15 protein-coding genes are annotated in these 21,422 nt (G+C 47.1%); 7 read left to right on the forward strand and 8 right to left on the reverse strand.

The window, feature by feature from the left end:
* Positions 1 to 129: 129 nt before the first annotated feature.
* The 3 genes from PWYN_RS10160 to PWYN_RS10170 form a co-directional block, all read right to left on the reverse strand.
* Complete coding sequence (locus PWYN_RS10160) at positions 130 to 1,245, reverse strand: TolB-like translocation protein (protein ID WP_240479712.1); 1,116 nt, start codon at positions 1,243 to 1,245, stop codon at positions 130 to 132.
* A 126-nt stretch (positions 1,246 to 1,371) separates the two neighbouring features.
* Complete coding sequence (locus tag PWYN_RS10165; protein WP_036651014.1) at positions 1,372 to 2,838, reverse strand: sensor histidine kinase; 1,467 nt, start codon at positions 2,836 to 2,838, stop codon at positions 1,372 to 1,374.
* Positions 2,835 to 3,530, reverse strand: a complete 696-nt coding sequence (locus PWYN_RS10170; protein ID WP_036651018.1) for a response regulator transcription factor — start codon at positions 3,528 to 3,530, stop codon at positions 2,835 to 2,837. Before PWYN_RS10170 ends, PWYN_RS10165 begins: the two co-directional genes overlap by 4 nt.
* A 122-nt stretch (positions 3,531 to 3,652) precedes the next feature.
* Here PWYN_RS10170 and PWYN_RS10175 point away from each other — a divergent pair, with 122 nt between their 5' ends.
* On the forward strand, positions 3,653 to 4,048 hold the full coding sequence (locus PWYN_RS10175) for a hypothetical protein (RefSeq protein ID WP_036651021.1): 396 nt from the start codon (positions 3,653 to 3,655) through the stop codon (positions 4,046 to 4,048).
* A gap of 64 nt (positions 4,049 to 4,112) precedes the next feature.
* Here the strand turns inward: PWYN_RS10175 and PWYN_RS10180 are convergent, their stop codons facing one another.
* On the reverse strand, positions 4,113 to 5,117 hold the full coding sequence (locus tag PWYN_RS10180) for an AI-2E family transporter (RefSeq protein ID WP_036651024.1): 1,005 nt from the start codon (positions 5,115 to 5,117) through the stop codon (positions 4,113 to 4,115).
* 191 nt (positions 5,118 to 5,308) lie between these two features.
* Between PWYN_RS10180 and PWYN_RS10185 the strand changes: the two genes are divergently transcribed.
* The 4 genes from PWYN_RS10185 (at position 5,309) to PWYN_RS10200 (ending at position 10,425) form a co-directional block, all read left to right on the forward strand.
* Positions 5,309 to 6,148 carry an SDR family oxidoreductase gene (locus tag PWYN_RS10185; protein WP_036651027.1) on the forward strand — a complete coding sequence of 280 codons (840 nt, stop codon included), beginning with the start codon at positions 5,309 to 5,311 and terminating at the stop codon, positions 6,146 to 6,148.
* Between the two features lie 485 nt (positions 6,149 to 6,633).
* Positions 6,634 to 7,521, forward strand: a complete 888-nt coding sequence (locus PWYN_RS10190) for a hypothetical protein (RefSeq protein WP_036651030.1) — start codon at positions 6,634 to 6,636, stop codon at positions 7,519 to 7,521.
* Between the two features lie 187 nt (positions 7,522 to 7,708).
* Positions 7,709 to 8,815, forward strand: coding sequence for a tetratricopeptide repeat-containing glycosyltransferase family 2 protein (locus tag PWYN_RS10195; RefSeq protein WP_052087880.1), 1,107 nt, complete (start codon positions 7,709 to 7,711; stop codon positions 8,813 to 8,815).
* Positions 8,812 to 10,425, forward strand: coding sequence for a glycosyltransferase (locus tag PWYN_RS10200; RefSeq protein ID WP_036651033.1), 1,614 nt, complete (start codon positions 8,812 to 8,814; stop codon positions 10,423 to 10,425). The genes PWYN_RS10195 and PWYN_RS10200 overlap by 4 nt, the downstream gene beginning before the upstream one ends.
* A gap of 230 nt (positions 10,426 to 10,655) precedes the next feature.
* On the opposite strand, the gene kdgT is transcribed toward PWYN_RS10200, so the two are convergent.
* From kdgT to PWYN_RS28010, 4 genes are all read right to left on the reverse strand, one after another.
* Positions 10,656 to 11,648: a 2-keto-3-deoxygluconate transporter gene (gene kdgT / locus PWYN_RS10205; RefSeq protein ID WP_036651036.1), complete on the reverse strand. Its 993-nt coding sequence runs from the start codon at positions 11,646 to 11,648 to the stop codon at positions 10,656 to 10,658.
* A 164-nt stretch (positions 11,649 to 11,812) separates the two neighbouring features.
* Positions 11,813 to 12,829: a tripartite tricarboxylate transporter substrate binding protein gene (locus tag PWYN_RS10210; protein ID WP_036651040.1), complete on the reverse strand. Its 1,017-nt coding sequence runs from the start codon at positions 12,827 to 12,829 to the stop codon at positions 11,813 to 11,815.
* A 111-nt stretch (positions 12,830 to 12,940) separates the two neighbouring features.
* The gene (locus tag PWYN_RS10215) at positions 12,941 to 15,259 is read right to left on the reverse strand and encodes a helix-turn-helix domain-containing protein (protein ID WP_036651043.1); all 2,319 of its coding nucleotides are present in this window, start codon (positions 15,257 to 15,259) and stop codon (positions 12,941 to 12,943) included.
* Positions 15,260 to 15,815: 556 nt separating this feature from the next.
* Positions 15,816 to 16,514, reverse strand: coding sequence for a CPBP family intramembrane glutamic endopeptidase (locus PWYN_RS28010; protein WP_052087881.1), 699 nt, complete (start codon positions 16,512 to 16,514; stop codon positions 15,816 to 15,818).
* Positions 16,515 to 16,721: 207 nt separating this feature from the next.
* On the opposite strand from PWYN_RS28010, the gene PWYN_RS10225 reads away from it, so the two are divergent.
* Both PWYN_RS10225 and PWYN_RS10230 read left to right on the forward strand, forming a co-directional pair.
* Positions 16,722 to 18,341 carry an SWIM zinc finger family protein gene (locus tag PWYN_RS10225; protein ID WP_240479713.1) on the forward strand — a complete coding sequence of 540 codons (1,620 nt, stop codon included), beginning with the start codon at positions 16,722 to 16,724 and terminating at the stop codon, positions 18,339 to 18,341.
* Positions 18,338 to 21,310, forward strand: a complete 2,973-nt coding sequence (locus tag PWYN_RS10230; RefSeq protein ID WP_036651047.1) for a DEAD/DEAH box helicase — start codon at positions 18,338 to 18,340, stop codon at positions 21,308 to 21,310. Before PWYN_RS10225 ends, PWYN_RS10230 begins: the two co-directional genes overlap by 4 nt.
* The last annotated feature ends 112 nt before the right edge of the window (positions 21,311 to 21,422 follow it).

Here is a 21,422-nt window from a genome sequence, read left to right on the forward strand (position 1 = left end):
ATAACAAATAAAGTCTCTAATCTGTAGGTTATTTTATAAAAAATAAGGTTACAGGGAATAAGCGGCTAGTAAAGAGGGTGCCGGACCTATCGTCTTTGCGATATCCGGCACCCTCCATTTTTATGCCTCCTAAGATAACGTTATTACATAAGCAATAAATTGATACGTATTGTCCTTCAGTACAGCTGTGGAGGTCAGCAACTTCTTGCCCGAGGGACTCCAGCGAAGCTTGTCGGATGCCTGCATATCATCAGATATCGGAGTTTGTTCACCGGTTTCCACTTCAGTAATGAACAAACGGTTTTCTTTGCCATTCTCGGCAGTAGTCGTGTAGGCCAGTTTGCTCCCGTCCGGTGACCAGCTGGTTCCGAATACTTGAGTTCCGGAGGCTAAGGTTGATTGCTCGTTACCTTCATCATCGCAGAGGAACAGCGTCATCTCGGTGGGAGCCGTACGTTTTACAATAGCCAATCTACTCCCGTCCGGTGAAGGAATAACCCACATGACATCTTTTTTAATCACCTTCGACTGCTTGCTTTCCGTATCATAGGCGATTAGTTGGCTGTCCTCATGGGCGACATAATAGATCTTGCTCCCCGATTGCACCACATTATGAACGTAAGTCACCCCGGTATCTACAGCTATTTCACTGTTTCCGCTCAGATCGACCTTAAGAATATCACCTTCCATATTCGGAAAAATAACATGCTCGTTGTCGCTCCACTCCCCTTCCGTAGTCATGAATTCGGCATCACCTGTCTTTACAGTAACGCCCGTTTCAAGGTTCATAATATAGCCGATACCTGTTGCCTCATAGGTCTCTTTGTAGAAGAGGTTCTTTTTATCCGGAGACAACAGCGCAAAACCCAGACTTTTCTCGCTCTCCTTCAACGGCTGTTCCTTCCCTGTGGAAAGGTTGCGAAGATAGAAATTATGCGGGTAACGTTTCTCTCCCTCAACGGTTACAGCGGTCATCAGAGTATTTTCCTTGTCTACAACAAGCGTGTCATCGCTGAGCCAATCCATCCCGCGGACGCCGTCCAGCTTATCGATCCCCTCCAGCTTGAGTTGGGTATAGACCGACTCTGAGGCGTTATCCATCACCGTAATTTTTTTCCCTGATTTCTCTACGACTGTCCGGGTTTCCAGATCTCCCGTGCCGCAGGCGGCTATGGACAGCAGACTCACTGTGCTCATGAGGATCAGCGCCATCTTGCCCATCTTGCTTTTATGAGTATTCTTCAAGTTCTAGTCCCCCTTACAAGTTTGTGCTGTTATGTTGCTCTAAGCATATACAAGGAATATTTCCAAACGATCTCAACATGTTTCCAACTTGTAAACTTTTGTCGAAGGGAGAAGAAACTTTTTAATCTAAGCTCTAATTGGAAAAGAAAGCTGAAACGCCGAGCCCTCCCCCTCCAGATCCAGCAAGGAGATCGTTCCGTTCTGTTTCTCCACTAGGTTACGGACCAGCGACAGTCCCAGCCCGGTACCGCCAGATTGTCTGGATCGATCCCGGTTAACCGTGTAGAAGGGCTCGAAGATTTTATCCCTGGATTCTTGGGGGATACCAATACCGGTATCACGGATCGTAATCCACACCCGATGGTCTCTAATTTCGTTATGAATATGAATGGTTCCGTTTGGAACGTTATATTTGATCGCATTATCTAGCAGATTGATAAAAATATGCATAAAGCTCTCTTTATCTATCCAGATCTGAGCCGGTTTAACATCAAGCTGGATCGTATTTCCGTAGCGCTCCGCTTTGCCGCTCATTCGTCCGCAAATATCCCGAAGACTCTCTGAAACCTCCAGCACCTCGGCCTGTGATTCAAAATCATACTTTTCCAGCGCCGTCAGCTGCAGCACCTTCTCCACCATTTCATACAGCCGCTGCGTTTCTTTGGCAATACTGACCTTGGCCTCCAGCAGCAGCTTGGGATCATCATCGTACATATTAAGCAGATCCACGTAGGCTTTTATAGAGGTCAGCGGTGTTTTGAACTCATGGCTGATGTTCCCGATATACTGCTTCTGCTGCTGTTCGAGGGCTTGCAGCTTTTGAATAGCCAGCTGTAGTTTGCGTTGTTCTTCATCCTTGGCAGCAATATTGCTCTCAATTTCCCTGCTCATAAAATAGATCCCTTGGGCCAGCTCACCCAGCTCATCCTTACGCTTGATCGGTGGGGCTGGGATATAATCGGCATGCTGAATTTCCTCCGCCGCCTGCTTCAGCCGCCTAATAGCTGCAACCGCGCGATTAAAGTACAGATAGCCTATGATGAAGCTCAAGATCAAAACGGCAGCTCCCGTTGTCAAAAATAGATTTTGGAGTGTACTTAGAAAGGCCTGATTGCTCTTAAGTGAATAGTGAAGCTGAACAACCCCCATTTGTTCCTCCGGGCCTTGCAGCGGGGCTAAATATAGCATGGAGTCGCCTTTACTTTGATAAGCGATCTTATTCTGCAGCGCATACGATAACGCGTCCTTCACCTCTTGATTCCCCGGTGCCGGGTCGCTCTGAACGGATGTACCTACTTGAAGCCCTTTTGCATCATAGAGTGTCACTTCCAGCCCGGTAAAACCAGCCAGCTCCACCGCAAGCCCCCGTCCCCGCTGACTCATGAATACTTGAGGCTCAAGCCGCGTCCCTGTATAAAAGGTCTGCTTCACCCGCAAATTAACGGTTTTGATATGCTGGTTCAAGTAACCTTCTGTCTGAGCCTGCTGGTTCCGCTCCACTCCGCGGAGAACGACATAACTTAACACACTAACTGCCAGAATGAGCAGCACGGCAAGAAAAAGGCTGAATTTCAGCTTGATGCTGACTCTCATGTGTACTCCCTTTCCGGAGCTGCCTTATACCCCACACCGAAGACGGTTTGCAGGATATTGTGATAAGGCTCACCCAGCTTTTTACGCAACCGCTGAATATGAATATCTACCGTCCGCGTGCCGCCGGCATACTCCAGATCCCATACGAGCTCCAGCAATTCCTCACGTGCATATACCCGTTGTGGATGAGCGAGCAATAAGAGCAGCAGGTCGAACTCCTTCGGAGTGAGCTCCAGCTTGTCATCCCCTAGTTCTACGGTTCGGTGAGCAGGATGAATTCGCAAAGCCCCATATTGGAACATCTCCGTTTTGACTTCTCCCGTGTTCTTTTCCAGTCTGCGCAGCAGCGCCTTTACCCGAGCCAGCAGCTCGCGAATTTCGAAGGGTTTGGTCATATAGTCGTCCGCTCCAAGCTCCAGACCGACAATTTTATCGACAATATCATTTTTAACCGTCAGCAAAATAATCCCGATGTCCGCCCGGTCCTCCAGCTTCCGGCATACGTCATACCCCGTCATCTTCGGCATCATTACATCTAATACAATCACATGGGGTTGAAAGGTTCTCGTCTTGCTCAGCGCCTCTTCCCCATCCCCGGCCGTATCTACCTCATATCCTTCACGCCGCAGTGCATAAGCAATTGCACTTACAATACCCGGTTCGTCATCGACCACCAGCACTTTTTTATTCATGTGTGTTCACCTTTCCGCATAGGATGATTGTTATAATCTTTATCTTTTTTTAAAGAACGTTTAAGGTTTCTATCAGGTAGACCCTTTACAATGGAATTAAGATCAAGAAAAGAGGATTTATTATGAATATAAAACGAGTAGTGATTGTCGGTACCATGGTTGTGGTTATGTCTTTCGGAGGAACCTCTTGGAATAAGCTTACTGTGAGTGCAAGCCCGGTCGCCAAATGGTCCACCACCAGTGTAGCAGATGAAGATGAACTATTAGTCGCGCTGAATCAATCGTCGGACGAAGAACTTTATGAAGCCTTGTATGACGGGAAGTCACTTCAAGATATTGTAACAGAACATAACGGGAATATTTCAGATGTCATTAACTTACAGGTGGCTCAACTCACTAAGCAGCTTCAATTGCGCCTGGCAAGCGGGAGCATCTCTGTTCAGCAATATGAAGTGCAAAAGGCCGAGTTGAGGGACATAGTGACCCAGAGTGTCCGTACTTCTTTTAGTATAGAGTGATACATAGACGAAACTATAAGAGCAAACAAACCCCCGGCCAGTGGCCGGGGGTTCTTATTTATTATTATTTATCTCGCTTAATCTCCAGAATATCCAGGAAAAAGACGAAAATCGGAATACCCAGAATCAGACCCCACACGCCCAGATAATGCTCGGAGAACAGCAGGACGATAAATGTGTAGAACATCGGCAGATTCATTTTGGAAGACATAAGCTTCGGATTAAGGAAATAACCCTCCATGACATGCAGCACGGCAATCATAGCCAGCACATAGACGGTCGTAATCAGACCACCCAGATTGTAGCCTATAATACACAGCGGGATTAAGGAGATGATAAAACCTACCACCGGAATTAAGCTAAGCAGGAAAATCATAATCGAAAGCGCGAACAGGTAGGGAAAGTGCAAAATCGATAACCCGATAACCGTAAAGAGTGTATTGAACAAAGCAATCAGAATCTGCGCTTCGATCACTTTACCGAAGGACGAAATAAACTTTCTGCCGAAATACTCCAGTTCTATATAGAACCATGAAATCTTGCTCTCTCTCAGACGGGAGGTAAAGTTAACAATTCTATTCTTCTCCAATATAAATACAAAGCTAAGAATGGTTGCTAATACAAAGGTGGTTCCCCAATTACTGATTTTGAGCACATATTCAATTCCATGAGTCATGTACGACTGATAGTTCAGATCCTTGAGTGTGCCGAAAAGATATTGTGTAATATCGTTCTGGGGGAGATCTGCAGGTGTCAGATTAGCTAGAAAGTTAGTTAACTGCTTGATTTGCGTGTAGACCTTAGGTAAATAGTTGACGAGGGCAAAGACAATCGTGGTGATTAACGCCAGATACAGAATGACAATAATAACCTTACTGTTCACCGCAATGTATTTATTGATCCGCTTGGTCAGCAGCACTTGGAAACTGTTCATGACATAAGCAATCAAAAACGTCAGTAATACCAAATTAAGCATATCTCTAATACTGAACAGCAGCACTGCAATGATCACCAAAATAGAAAAACGTCGGATCGTTAAGTTTGCGTAATAACGCTTGAACACTTCCATATTACCTCTCCATTCACTAACCCAATTCATACATATCTATTATAATAGTCTACAGTAACGAAATCCATTATAGCAACCATAAATACACCATCATTCGAGTCCCTTCTCCTTATTTCTTCATTCTTCGCATAAAATCCTTATGCACTCATCCCCATACGTAAAAAAACCAACTCAACGGAGGGATTTACCCTATGCAAAAGATCATTTGTATTACCGGCGCTTCAACCGGTATAGGATTATCAACGGCGCTTATTTTTGCTAAAAATGACTGGATTGTATATGCGGGAACTCGAAATTTGGTACGCGACCAGGAACTGTACGGGAACCAAAGAAACTTAAATTTTGTAGAAATGGATGTTACGAAGCCTGATACGCTTCAGCGGGTGATAGATACTATTGAGAACGAGCATGGCAGGCTCGATGTTCTTTTTTGCAATGCGGGATTCGGATACTTAAGATCGCTGGGTCAAGCGCCTATGGAGGATATTCAGAAGGTGTTTGATACCAATGTATATGGTGTAATGCAGACGATTAAAACCGCGCTGCCGCTGATGCGTCAATCCGGGTATGGACATATTGTGGCGACCTCCAGTGTAGGGGGACTTGTGGGTCAACCTATCAATGAAATCTACTGTGCCAGCAAGTTTGCTCTTGAGGGTCTAATTGAAAGCTTAGCCACTTACTATAAACCTCTTTTCAATATCGATGTTACTCTGCTGGAACCGGGTGCAATCGCCACTGAATTCAATAAAACAGTTTTGAGCCATGTCTCAAGCACCGGTGGAATTCTGGATGATGAATACAAAGAGATTCTGAACGCCTATACTACCACCTTTCTAAAACGCAATATAGAGCCTCAAACAGCCGACTCCGTAGCCGAGGTGATGTGGGATCTGGTACATATGGAGACCAAGCCGGTGCGTATTCGTACTTCACAACGTGCCGATGAATTCGTAGCGCATAAAGTGAGTATGGATCCAACCGGTCTGACTGGCGTGTTGACAACACGGAAGGTTCAGTTGAATCTGTAACTTCTTCAGGAACATCTATGGCTGCTCTATGAGCGGCTTTTTTTGTTTTGTTGTGGAGCTGTCTGCGTCACACGCCTTACAAGTACAAGCTTCTATGGTACGGGTCATACACCTTACATGATACAAGCCTCTTCGGCGGCATAAGACTGTGTCTTCCAAGGATAGTTGTAGTTTGTACACTTAAAAGATCGCTTTTTTCGCATGCCGGTGCTTTAAGTGCACTTTCTACAACTATATTACTTGATGAAGGTGAAAAATGAGTTTTTTCCTCTATATAGCTGCATGAAATACAATTAAAACCACTTTGTTGGGCAATTCCCCCAAAATAAGTGTACTGAGTGCAGTTAAATTTTACCTTCGACTAGAAATGCGCCTTGAACGTACGTAAATTTTATAGATACCTTATCTAGCTATGCATGCTTAGTATCATTTCAACTCCATTATGAATAGGCTATATAATCAAATTTATAATGGAGGTTTTCCATATGACCTTTGGGAATGAATATCCTAACAGTCAAGCTCGACAGCCGTCTTATCCATATACTCCTCGCAACATTAATTTCCCATACTCCCATTACTACCATCTCCACCGCTCAGACAGCAGCCCCGCAGATTTGCAACCGGACACCCCAAGCGAAAAAAAGCAAATTGTAGATGGTCATATTAAAGTGAATATCGGCAGCGGGCAGGGGCTTAACGTAAAAACAGGAGCCGCGGTGGGTGGCCAGCACGGCTTGGGCTTTAATGCAGACGGTCACTTAGCCTACAATGGCATGAATGCTCAAGCTAACGGCCACCTGGGTGCTCAATATGGAATACACGCGCAAGGTGAAACACATCTGAACAGTAGCCAAGGTGCCGGGTTTAATACCGAGGCTTCGGTGGGTGGAAAGTACGGGCTGGCTGCTCAGGCGAAGGCCCAAGTGGGCGGCGATCAATGGGCCGGCTTTAATACAGGAGCACAGCTCGGCGGATCATATGGTCTCCATGCCGGTGCAGACGGTCACTTGGGTATGAGCCAAGGCGCGGGAATCAATACGGGGTTGCAGCTTGGTGGGGAGAATGGGTTGAACGCTCAGGCCAAAGCTCAATTGGGCGGCGGACAAGGGGCTGGCTTCAATACAGAGGCACAGCTTGGCGGAGAGTCCGGCTTCAATGCTAATGTAGACGGTCATTTGGGCTTCAGCCAAGGCGCCGGGTTCAATACCGGAATGCAGATCGGTGGGGAGAATGGGCTTGGCGCCCAGGCAAACGCCCAGGTGGGCGGCGGTCAGGGGATCGGCTTAGGCATCAAAGGCCAAGTTGGCGGTCATAACGGCCAATTAGGATTTAATTTCGGCGGTAAAGGTAATGAATCTAAGGATTCCGACTAATATACAACGCGAAACTAAAGAAGGGAATATCCTCTGCCATTGTTACGGCCTCGGGATATTCCCTTTTTTTCTATTCTGTAGATCATTATTCGAATTTCTACACATTCCTAAAAATAAGGATTATTGCCGATGCCCTGAAAATATATTGAAGCATATAGCCATATTTACTTAGGAACGGAGAGATTGGATGATAACGATAAGTTTATGCCTAATTGTTAAGGACGAACAAGATACACTTGGGCGCTGTTTAGCCTCTGTCTCTGATCTGGTCGATGAGATTATTATTGTCGATACCGGATCTACAGATGATACCAAAGACATCGCCCGTAATTATACCGAACATATTTACGACTTTACGTGGATTAATGATTTCTCTGCGGCTCGTAATTATGCTTTTGCTCAGGCAAGCAAGGAGTATATCTTTTGGCTGGATGCGGATGATGTACTTAAGGAGCGTGACCGCCTCGGTCTACTTGCCCTAAAGGAATCTCTAGATGCTTCCGTTGATTCTGTAACAATGAATTACCACCTTGCTTTTGATGACCATGGCAATGTAACGTCTAGTCTCAGACGCAATCGTCTGGTGAAAAGAAGCAATGGATTTCGCTGGATCGGCGCCGTGCATGAATATTTAGAGGTTAGCGGAAACATTATGAACAGCGACATTGCCGTAACTCACAGCAGCCTGCATCATGACAGTGACCGTAACTTATACATATATGAGCAAAGATTGTCGGCTGGGGAGACCTTCTCACCGCGGGACTTATACTATTTCGCCAATGAGCTGCTTGACCATAAGAGGTATGAGCGGGCGATTCTTTTCTATGAGCAGTTTCTCGAGACAGATCAAGGGTGGATTGAGGATAACATCTCGGCATGCGGCAAAATGGCCGATTGTTACCATGGGCTGGGCAATGAGCAAAAGGGTCTCGCAGCAGCCTTGCGTTCTTTCCAGTACGATGCACCGAGAGGGGAAGTCTGCTGCCGCATCGGATATCATTTTTTGCAAAAAAACAACCTGCAAACTGCAGTTTTCTGGTACAAAACCGCCGCAGAGACCGAGCAATCGCCCGAACATTGGGGCTTCCGCAATCTGGCCTGCTCCACTTGGCTCCCTCATCTTCAGTTATGTGTCTGTTACGACAGGATGGGTCTTCATCGCCTAGCCTATGAACATAACGAAGCCGCCCGCAGGTATCGTCCGCAGGATGCCCGGGTGCTGCAGAATAAAACCTACCTAGAGGGTATTCTGCATTCACACGCAGATGATCATAACAACGGTGGCACGATATGAAGAAGACCAAAACCCGGGTGCTTCTGGGCAGCCCCGTTCATCAGAAGCCGCCAATTCTACGCCAATTCCTGGATTCACTGCTTCGACTAAAACTGGATACCCTTGAACTGGATTACTATCTGATCGATGACAATGAGGATGAACAATCCAGCCTGCTGCTTGAGGAATTTAAGGGCAATCGCGACAATGTATTTCTACAGACCTCTGGCTACCGGGATCCTTATATTCGAGATGATACCACTCATTTTTGGAGCGCTAATCTTGTCTGGAAAGTGGCCAATTTCAAAAATATGATGATCCAACGCGCCGCGCTGCTTAAATATGATTATTTATTCCTGATCGACTCCGATCTTCTCCTGCATCCTCTTACTCTGGAGCATCTTGCAGCTTCGGGCAAAGATATCATCTCAGAAGTATTCTGGACCCAGTGGCAGCCGAATACGATCCTTCAACCGCAGGTATGGATGCATGATGAGTATAGCCAGTGGGAGCGACTGCCGGGCGAACAGCTCAGCGCTGAAGAGATCAGCTATAGATTTAATCACTTTCTAACGAAGCTGCAAATCCCGGGTGTCTATGAGGTCGGCGGTCTTGGCGCTTGCACCCTGATCAGCAGGCATGCCATAGAATCCGGTGTCTCCTACAATATCATCAAGAATATCTCTTATTGGGGAGAGGACCGGCATTTCTGTATCCGTGCCGCCGCACTTGGGATTCCGCTCTACGTGGATACTCATTATCCCGCTCTGCACTTGTACAGAGACAGTGATGTAAGTAAGGTGGATGACTTTATCCTTAGTAACGCATTAGATCATACCTCGGACAGCGGCGACATCCCGGTACCGGAATCTAATCTGCCAGAACTATCTGAACTACCTGTTTCTGAACCATTACCTATCCCCCTCGTCCGCAAACGTCCGAAGCTTACACTCACCATGATTGTCAAAAATGAAAGCCCACGTTTTCTGCGGCAGGTTCTGGAGGCGCATCGTGAATATATTGATGAGGCTGTAATTATCGATGACGGCAGCACGGATGACACCGCTGCACTCTGCATAGAGCTCCTTAAGGGTATTCCGGTCCATATAGTACACAATGAGATCTCCAAGTTCAGCAATGAGATTGAGCTTCGTAAGCAGCAATGGGAAGAGGTCATCCAGAGAGACCCAGAGTGGATTCTTAATCTGGATGGGGATGAAATGTTCGAGGATAGGTTCGCCCATGAGATTGATACTTTATTGCAAGAAGACAACGTCGAGCTTTTCTGTTTCCGTCTGTACGATTTCTGGAACAAGGATCATTACCGTGAGGATGCCCATTGGCGTTCCCATCTAAGCTACCGCCCTTTTCTGCTTAAATACAATAAAGACTTTACCTATGTCTGGAATGAACTGCCGCAGCACTGCGGGCGGTTCCCGCAGAATATCTTCGAGCTTCCACACCAACTAAGCAATCTCCGGCTGAAGCACCTGGGATGGTCTAAATCGGAATATCGTATGGAAAAGTATTTGCGTTACCTGCATCTGGACCCCGATGGACAATACGGCTGGAAGGAACAATATCTGTCTATTCTAGATGAGCAGCCGAAGCTGATTCCGTGGGTGGAATAAAACTCTGCGTTTACGCAAGAAGAAACGGATGCCGTCCTTAATGGGAGCCTATGCTTCCGAAGCAGCGATACTCCGTATCGCTTTAAGGCATCCGTTTCTCGTAGAAATATAAGCAAAGTATACTGAAAACTTATACTTTCTTATATTTAAAAAAAGGACTGTCTAGGATGGCCGCACGGGCCATTCTGACAGTCCTTATAAGTTTGATGCTTAGTTGTTAGCTGAATGGATTATACCGCAGCTTTTTGTACGGGAGGTAGATCTACAGGAGGATTCTTTTTCTTCATGTAGTCTGAATAGTAAGCAGTGAGAATAGGAACCAAGATGGCGGTTACGATTACGCAGGCCGCTACCAAAGCCGTTGCCGCTTCTGCCGCAGGCAGGAATTCAGGTTTCATATTGGCTACAAGCATAGGGTTCGCAACCGCTGCGCCTGCTGTACTGGAAGCAGCAAGTCCGGCAGTACCGTTACCGCGGCCAATGAACTTATCAGCCAAGATCAAAGGAATACCTGTAACTACGATTACAGCAAGACCAAGCAGAATACCCAGCAATCCTGTATCAGCGATTACTCCCAGGTCAATGGAGCAACCCAGAGCGAAACCAAAGAATGGAATCAGTGTGTGTGTAGCTTTGCCGAAATATTCACGAAGGTCATGATCCAGGTTACCAAGAATAAAACCAACCAAGAAAGGAAGTACAGCACCTACAAACAATTGTGGTTCGAATACAGCTACTCCGGTACTACCCAGAATAAGCATGGTTACAAGCGGACCGGATTCTAGCGACATCAATACAAATGCGCCGGACTCTTCTTTAGTACCGTATTGTTGCATGATAGAAGCATACAAGCCTCCGTTGGTCATATCCATGGCGGAAATGAGGGCCAGAACGGATAATCCGGCAAAAAATCCGGTTTGAATTCCGCCTGCAGGCATGAATTGAACAGCGATCATAGCAATAACCCATGCTACAGCAATTTTAGTTAATACCAGTGTACCCGATTTTCTGAGAACGGTTCCGGTAGCTCTTACATCAATAGCAGCCCCCATACAGAAGAACCAAACAGCCAAAATAGGTACCGTACCTGTCATTAGACCTTTAGTAAATCCGCCAAAATAATCGCTTGCACCAGGAACTGCAGTGTGGATAATAGCTCCCAGGAACAATGGAATCAACATCATACCGCCTGGAATCTTATCTATTGTCTTTTTAATTTTCATTTTCGTTACCATACCTCTCTAAATTAGATGAAATAAATAGCTATAATTATTCATATATGCATATTTCTTCCTAAACAAGGCGCACTGAACCCATCCCAGGAGATCGCCACGTCTGTAGTAGCCTCTTTCTCCTGAGATTTGCTTTACATAAGTACGCTTTCATTTCACTTACGGCTTAACCCCAGTTCCGGAATCATCTTCGCAAACAAATCATGGCTTTCTTTTAATTGTTTAGCGAACTCTTTGCCATCCTTGACGAGCAGCCCGAGTCCATTCATTTTCATAGAAGCCCTAAATTCCGCATCTTCCGTCCCTTTGATAAAAGCATTTGCCAACAGCTCTGCAATCTCATTCGGTGTATCCTTGGGTACCGCGAGCCCTCTCCACGTACTGGTGAAGTCCACGTAAATACCGGTTTGCTCCTCTAAGGTGGGGACAGATGGAAGCGCTTCTGAACGCTTATCGGCATTAATCGCCAGTGTCCGCAGCTTTCCCTCGTCCACATACTTCTTCACTTCGGCCGGACTAACCGGTACCGCATCCACAAATCCACTCATGAGCGCAGAGACAGCAGGTCCTGCTCCTTCAAAAGGAATATGTGCAAACTTCACACCTGTTTCCCGTTCCAAGGTTACAGCTGCCAAATGCCAAATGCTTCCCGTTCCTGCATTCCCCATTTTCAACTCACCTGGATGCGCTTTAGCATAATCGAATAGTTCATTTACGGTCTGCCATGGCGCTTCTGCTCTTACGGTAATGGCGGAAGGATCAAAGTTTGTCTGGGCAATCGGTTTAAATTTTTCATAGGTAATAGGTAGTAATCCCAGATGAGGCAAAGTAGTCAGTTCCGCCGGAAGAAAAGTAACTGTGTACCCATCTCCTTTAGCATTCGCGCCCTCCATCAGCCCTACAGATCCACCGCCGCCCGTTCGATTCACAACTACAATCGGTTGGCCCAGCCATTTCTCTGTCGCTTTAGCCAAGGCCCGAGCCGTTATATCTGTACCGCCTCCGACAGCATAAGGAACAATCAAAGTAATGGGCTTCTTAGGGAAGTCCACATCTGAAGGGCCTGAGCCTAAGGGGTCAGAATACTGATATCCTATTCCTATTAAGAGTAGAACCACTAACCCGGAAGCTATCCAAATCCATCGGATGCCTTTCCTTGTAATCTGTTTCATACGATCCCTCTTCCCTGTGCTTTCACCTCCAAAACGTCATCCGTTGGTTTTGTGAATCTTTTCTCAATCGGAGTGTATCGCATTTGGAGGCGTTTCAACAATCGTATAATCTTACTCAGAGTCTTCAGAAACGCCGGAATGGCGCGGTTTTGGCTGATCTGCATACTCATTGGAATATTTGCTGTTCTCACGGAATTTACCCGGTGTAATGGATTTGTTCTTCCGGAATACCCGAATGAAGCTGTTCTCGTTCTGGTACCCGACCAATAGGGCGATATCGGCAATCTTCAGACTGCTGTCCTTTAACAGCTCACAGGCTTTATCAACTCGCAGGTTAGTTAAATAGTCATATACTGTCGTTCCTGTCTCTTCTTTGAAGATAGTGCTGACGGAGGAAACACCCATATTCACATGTGAGGCAATTTCCTGCAGACCGATATTAAGCTGAAGGTTGTTTTGCATATATTGAATCATAGCTTGAACCAGCTGATACTCTTTGGATTGTCTATGCTGACCTAATTCCTTGGACATATGAGTGACCACATGGCACAGCATCTCTTCAATTTCAGACAAATCCATCGTAGTCACTTGATGCCAGGTATAATCGGCAAGCTCCGGCGGAAGGGCATGTCCCCCCATAATGGCCAGGGTTATGATCTCCTGCAGCAGATCATCCACCATACGGAATACCTTTTGCGGCTGTATCGCTTTTTTTCGAATCTCGGCCGCCCATCTTCGTATCCACTGTACAGAGGTATCGCTGTCAGAGGATTTCAGAGCTTGTAACACCTCTATCTTCAAGGTATCATCTGCCGCTTGAGCGTTCTCTTCATGGATGTGATTCATAATGGAATAGTCACGGACTTGTCCATACCCTTCATAAAGACGGTAGGACAAGGCGAGGCTGGCTTCCGTGTATGACCGAGTCACATTCAATATACCAGGGGCTGATGATCCTATCCCTATGGACACTGATAGTTTCAATAATTCCTGAAGCATCTCTATTAGCTTCCCGGCATCCTCACGAAGCTCCTCTTCCTCTGATATCTTTGATTGCAGCAGAACCACCACACTGTCCTTCTGGGTTGAAGCCGTTACGGTTCGCCAAGAATGTTCCAGATATTCCGTGATTACGTTGTTCATAGCATACTTGAGCAGCATCTGATCTTCATCCATATAGGCCGATGCCCATTGCCAATGACGATCAATAGAAATAACGATGATCTCAAAAGGGCCTTCCTTCCAGCCCTGAAAGTAATGCTCCCATTTCGTATGTGTCTCTTGTGTTCCAATACTCCGCGTAATTAGATCCTGGACAAATTTAGACCGCAGCTCCGGCAGGCTCCATTCCGCGACAAGCGACTTACTCTGGAAATCGCCTACAAGCTTCCCGATGACAGGCTCCAGATCATGCAGATCGCCATGGCCGCCTGCCTTCTGGTCGGGACTAAGCAGCTTGTTGATTCTCTTTAGGGGGCGGAACGCGGCAAAATTGTAGTAATATATTCCCGAGCAGCCCACACAGATCGAAATGAACGACAGCAGCAGCATCATATTTCGGGCAATCTTCACATTTTTGAGCAGCTGCTCCATAGGAACCAGTGAAACCAACCTCCAGCCGGTCACATTAGAGAAGGTTTGGTTGGCCATATAGTCCTGACCTTTAATACTCACATGAGCAAACGGACTTACATCAATAAAAGTGAGCATTTCATTCATTTCCGCCACTGTGAAGGGGAGGTTCAATTTCGGATATATCAATTCTCCATCCAGGTTGTACACAAATTGATAATTTGATAAATGGGTATACATTTGCGAGAACAGCCAATCATAGTCCAGATTAATCATGACCGCTCCGCTAATTTCTCCGTTCTGAACAATAGGCCTTGCCAAGGAGACCAGCTCAGTTCCCCTTAATTTGGGGTTGTCACCTTTGTACAGCCTTCTTTTGATTAAAAGCGGCTTCTCTTTAATCTCATCGATCCACGTATTCCATTCAAAATCAGGAGCATCCTCCCAAGCGGCCTTGTAGCCATACTCGCTGGAGAGAACGGAATGATCTTTAAATTTAATAATGCTGATCGAGTGGATATCCGGCTCCGTAGCAGCGGATCTCAAAAAGGACAGCGGCTCATTGATCGTGGCTTCATTATTAGAAGTCTCCGCAGCAATATATTTAATAACCGCCGGCTGAAAGGACAAATCGACCGCCTTGTTATCGGATTCTCTCATGGCCCGGTTGGTAACGTCCTGATTAATCTGCAGCAGCTCCACGTTAGGCGTATTAAGCTCAGTATCTAGCGCATTTCTGTATTCACGATAAGAATATAGGCCAATTAAAGTAATCAGTATCGAAATACCGAGGGTAAGCATTAGAATAAGTCGAGTCTGTTTGTTCTTGATCAAGTATTTGAATTTATATCGCAGCATTAGAAAAGCTTCATCCTTCCACTTTCTTCTAAGGTCATAGCAGTATTTACCACACTGTTAACTTCAACACAGATCTATTATAACCTTTTAAATTTCAGATATTAAGCCTCATGTCTATTCTTTAACTACATCTTTGATTAACCCGCTTTTTTCATTTTCTTTTGTTCAGCTTATTTAGAAGAAAATTTTCCTACTATATAAGCTGAACTTAAGATTTGCTATATTGGGTTTGGGTCGTAACTGCGGTGAATGTTGGACTTCCAGCCGCTGTTGTCGTAAGACTTTCTTGATTTGTACCGCTTTTCAGCGGATGAAATCCGGAGACAGCTTATGCTTTCGAAGCGAGCTTTCCTACGGAAAGCTTTCGGGCGGACGATACCGCTCTTCCAGTTCCAAAATTCCCCTCCGTTACTTCAATCCTTTTTGTCAGTTTATCAAGTTCAATCTATATAAAAACAAACTTGTAATTATTCGAAGTACAATCTGTATACATAACGAATAGACACCCGTGTTGCGGTGTCTTATCTAAGGCGGTTCCATTACTTGACTTCGTTTCCTATAAGGTTAATCCAACAGATTTATCTCGGGGAAGCAAAGCGAGAATTCTGACATCAATTAGGAAGTGAAGCAGCATGCAGAGCATTATCGAGCCGGTAAAGTAATACAGACATCCAAAAAGCCCGCCTAAAACGGCCGTGGATAGAATCCCCTTTATCCCCTGATAGCAGTGCCCTAAGCTGAAAATAAGACTACTTATGACGATCACCCAAACCGCGGACAGCCCCGGCAAGAGTAGAGGCAAATAATAAAACAGGAAAGAACGGAATAATAGCTCTTCGCATACACCCGCCGTTAACGAGATAACGATCCAGAACCGCTTCTCCTGAGTCGTGCCCGGCAAAAAATCTCCCATGCTCTGAAATTGCTTATCCATAGTTTCTCTATATCCTCGGACGAAAACAACCATAATAAGCGGGGCTACAATAAAGATGACTAATTCGGCAAAAAACAAAATAGAAAGCCATCCCCAATCGGCACCGCCGAAGCCCAACTTAGACCACGAAATTCCTGACCCATACACATATCCCGCGAATACTCCAGCCATAGTCCACAGCTCGATAACGGTTCGACGGTAATAGGTCATTCTTTTGCCGGGATGGCTTATAATATCTATCTTAAATTTCTTATAGGAGTAATATCCCCATACGGGAACACCTACCGCTAAATATAGGATTAACAAGTGCAGCACGACCATATGTGATCCCTCGTTTTCTCAATTCCCCATGGGTAGTATTCCTTAGATCATATTCCCTCGCTACATGCTGCACAAGGACTTTTGATATAGTCGTACCCTTCCATTCATTCGCAGGAGTGAATTCGTGTTATAGCGCGGTCTGCTCCGGCAAAAGTGTTATAATAAAGCGAATGATTTAGAGACTATTGAACCATCAGGAGAGCTACTATGATGAAAACAACGCCTACCTATGCCATAGATGATGCTCAGTGGAGTATCCTCATTCAAAATGCCGCTTATTATTTCGACGATTTGACGCTTAAACGCGGATTTCAATATTATAAACAGGGCCGTGTCCTTCAGTTCTCCATGATCAATCCTCCTGAAATGGAGGCCGTTGTTGAGGGAAGAGAAGAATATGCGGTTGAAATCAACCTAGAGTCCTTCTCTCTTAACCGTTGCGACTGTCCGGTTCACGGACCCTGTAAACATATGGCTGCTGTACTGCTGAATTTCGCGGACTGGCAGAATCGTTCGGTTCCCGCATTAGTGAATGCCAAAGCCGCCCCAGCTGTGTTAATGGAAACCAGTACCCTGCGAAATAACCATAGCCCTCAGTCTAAGTTGCAAGAAGCAGCTCTTCATATTCCTTCCATGAAGGTTAGGGAGTGGCATGAATGGTTCGAACGCTGCATTGCTCCTTTGTCACAGCAAGTCCGAAATCCGCAATTTGTAGAAGCAGCATTAGCCCTCATACTCAAAATAAAACCGCCGCTTAGCCCTGTCAAAGAGCAGCTGTTCAGACTGCACGCCCAGCTGTTTCTACTAGAAATGCTAATTAAGCCCGCTCGTAATCAAAGCCATTCCTTTGGCCATTTCATCGGGTATTATACCCATCTCGCAGTGTCCGAGCTGCAGCAGGCCATTGAACACAGCTTTGACAGCACGCTTCCGTTGGATGAGGAGCCGGAGCAATGGCACCGTGTAACAGATACCTTAGCCTACCTCCGTCAGGAAATGCTCACAGAAACTCGCGATCCATTCCATTTCTCAACCTACTATTATTTGCTCTGGAGCCATTGGATCATCCCGAATATGCAGGACACGTCTCTCTATTCAGAGGAACTCGATCAGCTTCAACAACTTGAAGAGAAGCTCGGTTCCTCCTTATCTCGTTATTCCTGGCTGCTGGCCCAAAGCTGGATTCACTTCCAACTATCTGAAGATCAAGAAGCCTTGACTTTGCTTAAATCTGCCGCCGAGCGACCCGATTTTCATCCCGAAGCGTTAATGCGCTTCCTCGCTCCTTTATCTGAAGCCGGGGAATGGTCCCGTTTAATGACGTGGCTTGTGCAAATTAGCAACCTGCTCAGCCACCGCCGATTCTATAAGCTGGATGAGTATTCTCTATATTGGGAGAAGGCTGTTCAGGAGCTTCCGGAGGCACAGCCGCTGATGTGGACTTCACTGGTCGCGATGCTTCCTGCTTCCCGTGACATCTATGATGAGAAGCTGCTAGCGTATGGAAAATGGCAGGAATGGATGGATTACCAGCTATCCGCAGGGCGTGAGCCTGCGAACTTCCGCGTCACGAAGCTGCAGCCGCTGGAGAAGAATGCACCTGAAATTCTGCTGCCCTTTTACCATCAGGCGGTCGAACGATATGTACTCGAGAAAAACCGCGGCAGCTATAAAGCGGCGGTCAAATTGCTGAAACGTCTGCAAAAATTATATAAAAAAATGAAGCAGGAAGAACGCTGGGAATCCTTCCTCAGCGCATTCACCGTTCGTCACAGCCGGCTTCGCGCGCTGCAGGAGGAGCTTCGGAAAGGAAAGCTTATACCATGAGTAAATATATACAAACCATTACCGTTCATGCGGCCTTAAGTCAGTATGGGGACGCTCTGATCTTCGGATCTACAGAAACAGATGATTACGTGCCGGGTCTTCTCCTTAAACAGCGGCTGTTTGCGTGGCATGAGGCTTCCTTCTACGGAACCGAATTGACCATTGAGCCTACGGATGGGACTCAACTCATTATTCTACCTGCCGAGCAGGTCATTCCCTTCTTCGCAGAACAGAAGCTGCTTACCCATATCGACTGGGCTTGGGAAGGTGAAGCCGCTCAGATGATAAGGCTGTCTCCTTTACTCGCCAGATGCCTGAGTGACAAGCATTATGTGCCTAGTCTTTCAGCCTTTCAACAGGGCAAGCTCCAATGGATTTGGGACGATAAAGCATTGATGGCTATGGCTGCTCCGGATGATATAGAGTTGGATGTTCTCCGGGAAAGTGCGGAGAATTCCGCCTTCCTTGAAGGACTGCAGGCAGCATTCTCGGCGGCCGTAACTCAGCTGTATTATGGAACCCCGCAGGAAGCGGGCGATTTGCGGAGAGAATTCCCGCGGTTGTTCGACATGGACCGTACCGCCGCAATGGGAATGGATGCAAGCGACTGGCTTATGGCGGTCGGATGGAAGGCGGATACAGCGCCATTCCGACCCGCCCTGCAGCTGCTCGAACCGGATGAAGAGGAAACTGAATGGCGGCTTAATCTTGTTCTGCAGGACAAGCTGGATGAATCGGCGCTCGTTCCCGTACGTCTTGATGACGACGGTGAAGCCTCTGGCTTATGGCCGGCAGAGTGGACGCCGCATGTGCTGGACCGATCTTCCGGTTGGCTGACACGTTTAAGAGCAGCGCTGCCGGAGGAACGCTTCTCCGGCGGCAGCGATGTGCTCGGACATCCGCTGGATAGTGAAACGGCGTGGCATTTCTTGACGCTCGACAGCCGGCGTCTGCTGGATGCAGGCTGGCAGGTTCTGCTGCCTGCTTGGTGGGAAACCGCCAGCCGGAAGAAACCCCGGCTGCGCGCCAAGGTGAGTGCAGAATCGGGAAGCCGCGGGAACCAATCTCTGTTCGGGTTGGATTCGATTATCGACTTCGATTGGCGTGTGGCTATTGGCGATGCTGAGCTGACCGAAGCAGAGTTTAATGATCTGGTTGCTCGCAATGAACGAATCGTTCGATTCCGGGGGCAATGGATTACACTGGACCCAGCCCTACTTGCCCAGATTCGCAGAGCTATGGACGGCATGGATAAGAGTCAGGGTCTGTCTTTCCAAGATGTGTTGCAGCTTCATCTGCTTGGTAGCAGCGAGGGTGACGGTAACGGCGACCCTTCAAATGCGCCGGAGCAGGACCCCGCACGTCTCCGTCTTGAGGTAGAGCTGAACAGCCATCTCATCCAGCTGATTGCCCAGCTTGGGCAGCAGAAAGAATGGCCGGAGCTTGACGTACCCGCTGCTCTACAGGCAGAGCTTCGTACCTACCAGCATCAGGGCTTTGCCTGGCTCGCCTTTTTGCGCCGCTTTGGACTTGGGGCCTGCTTGGCTGATGATATGGGACTAGGCAAAACAGTACAGCTGATTGCCTATCTGCTGCATCTGAAGGAGAATACGGCTGATCATCAGTCCTCTTGGCCTTCTCTGATTATTTGTCCTACTTCTGTTCTGGGCAACTGGCAGAAGGAACTGACCCGGTTCGCCCCTTCATTAAATGTCATGCTTCATTACGGAAGCAGACGTCTGGGCGGAGGGTACTTCCAAGGCGCGGCCGGACAAGCTGATGTGGTGCTAACCTCCTATGCGACAGCGGCACTGGATCAGGAGTTGCTGAAGGAATTCACTTGGGCAACGGTCTGCCTGGACGAGGCACAGAATATCAAGAATGCCCAGACCAAGCAATCCGCTGCCGTACGAAGCTTCCCGGCACAGCACCGTATTGCGCTTACCGGAACACCCATCGAGAATCGGCTCTCTGAGCTGTGGTCGATCTATGATTTCATAACACCGGGCTACTTGGGCAGCGCGAAGGCTTTCCAAGACCGGTTCAGTAATGCCATTGAGAAGGAACGGGACGAAAGGCGCACAGCTGACCTGCAAAAGCTGGTCAAGCCGTTCATGCTCCGCCGTAAGAAAAAGGACCCAGATATCCAGCTGGATCTTCCCGATAAAAATGAGATGAAGACCTACGTTCATCTCACAGCAGAGCAGGGTGCTCTCTACGATCAGACTGTGAACAGTCTACTAGAACGGATGCAAAAGCTGGAGGGAATTGAACGTAAGGGCGCTATTCTCGGAGCACTCACACAGCTCAAGCAGTTGTGCGACCATCCAATGTTACTGAAGAAGGAGCCTTTGCCACCCCTCGATAGTGTTCTGGACACAGAGGCCTTGATTACCCGTTCCTCCAAGCTGGAACGGCTTATGGCCATGGTGAAAGAGCTGCGAGAAGAAGGTGAGCGGTGCCTGATATTCACTCAATATATCGGCATGGGTCAAATGCTCCAGCGTGTCCTGCATCAGGAGCTTCAGGAGCCTGTGCTCTATCTGAACGGGAGCAGCTCCAAAACAGCCCGAGATCGGATGATCGAACAGTTTCAGTTCAATGCAGACCATTCTATCCAGGAATCAGAGCCTAGTGATCAGCCTAATGTATTTATCCTCTCCCTGAAAGCTGGGGGCGTTGGACTAAATCTAACGGCGGCGAACCACGTATTCCACTTCGACCGCTGGTGGAATCCGGCGGTTGAGAATCAGGCCACGGACCGGGCCTACCGAATGGGCCAGACCCGTGATGTTCAAGTACACAAATTCATTGCCCTCGGAACGCTTGAAGAACGGATTGACGAGATGCTGGAGAGCAAGCAGCAGCTCAGCGATAATGTGATATCCAGCTCCGAAGGCTGGATTACCGAGCTCTCCACCGAGGCGTTGAAGGATCTGTTCACCTTGCGTCGGGAATGGATGGATTAAAGCAGAAAAAAGAACATCCAGCAGGAGTGGATGTTCTTTTTTCTGCCAACTTCGCATTCTAATATATGTAAAAATAATAAACACCTGAATCCGTGAAAGCTAAAGTTAGATC

This window comes from Paenibacillus wynnii (genome assembly GCF_000757885.1).
GTDB lineage: Bacteria > Bacillota > Bacilli > Paenibacillales > Paenibacillaceae > Paenibacillus_AQ > Paenibacillus_AQ wynnii.

Excerpts from the sequence above, each read along its gene's own strand:
- PWYN_RS10165 (WP_036651014.1), bottom strand. The coding sequence starts at position 2,838 with ATGAGAGTCAGCATCAAGCTGAAATTCAGCCTTTTTCTTGCCGTGCTG.
- PWYN_RS10170 (WP_036651018.1), bottom strand. The coding sequence starts at position 3,530 with ATGAATAAAAAAGTGCTGGTGGTCGATGACGAACCGGGTATTGTAAGT.
- PWYN_RS10175 (WP_036651021.1), top strand. The coding sequence starts at position 3,653 with ATGAATATAAAACGAGTAGTGATTGTCGGTACCATGGTTGTGGTTATG.
- PWYN_RS10180 (WP_036651024.1), bottom strand. The coding sequence starts at position 5,117 with ATGGAAGTGTTCAAGCGTTATTACGCAAACTTAACGATCCGACGTTTT.
- PWYN_RS10185 (WP_036651027.1), top strand. The coding sequence starts at position 5,309 with ATGCAAAAGATCATTTGTATTACCGGCGCTTCAACCGGTATAGGATTA.
- PWYN_RS10190 (WP_036651030.1), top strand. The coding sequence starts at position 6,634 with ATGACCTTTGGGAATGAATATCCTAACAGTCAAGCTCGACAGCCGTCT.
- PWYN_RS10195 (WP_052087880.1), top strand. The coding sequence starts at position 7,709 with ATGATAACGATAAGTTTATGCCTAATTGTTAAGGACGAACAAGATACA.
- PWYN_RS10200 (WP_036651033.1), top strand. The coding sequence starts at position 8,812 with ATGAAGAAGACCAAAACCCGGGTGCTTCTGGGCAGCCCCGTTCATCAG.
- kdgT (WP_036651036.1), bottom strand. The coding sequence starts at position 11,648 with ATGAAAATTAAAAAGACAATAGATAAGATTCCAGGCGGTATGATGTTG.
- PWYN_RS10210 (WP_036651040.1), bottom strand. The coding sequence starts at position 12,829 with ATGAAACAGATTACAAGGAAAGGCATCCGATGGATTTGGATAGCTTCC.
- PWYN_RS10215 (WP_036651043.1), bottom strand. The coding sequence starts at position 15,259 with ATGCTGCGATATAAATTCAAATACTTGATCAAGAACAAACAGACTCGA.
- PWYN_RS28010 (WP_052087881.1), bottom strand. The coding sequence starts at position 16,514 with ATGGTCGTGCTGCACTTGTTAATCCTATATTTAGCGGTAGGTGTTCCC.
- PWYN_RS10225 (WP_240479713.1), top strand. The coding sequence starts at position 16,722 with ATGATGAAAACAACGCCTACCTATGCCATAGATGATGCTCAGTGGAGT.
- PWYN_RS10230 (WP_036651047.1), top strand. The coding sequence starts at position 18,338 with ATGAGTAAATATATACAAACCATTACCGTTCATGCGGCCTTAAGTCAG.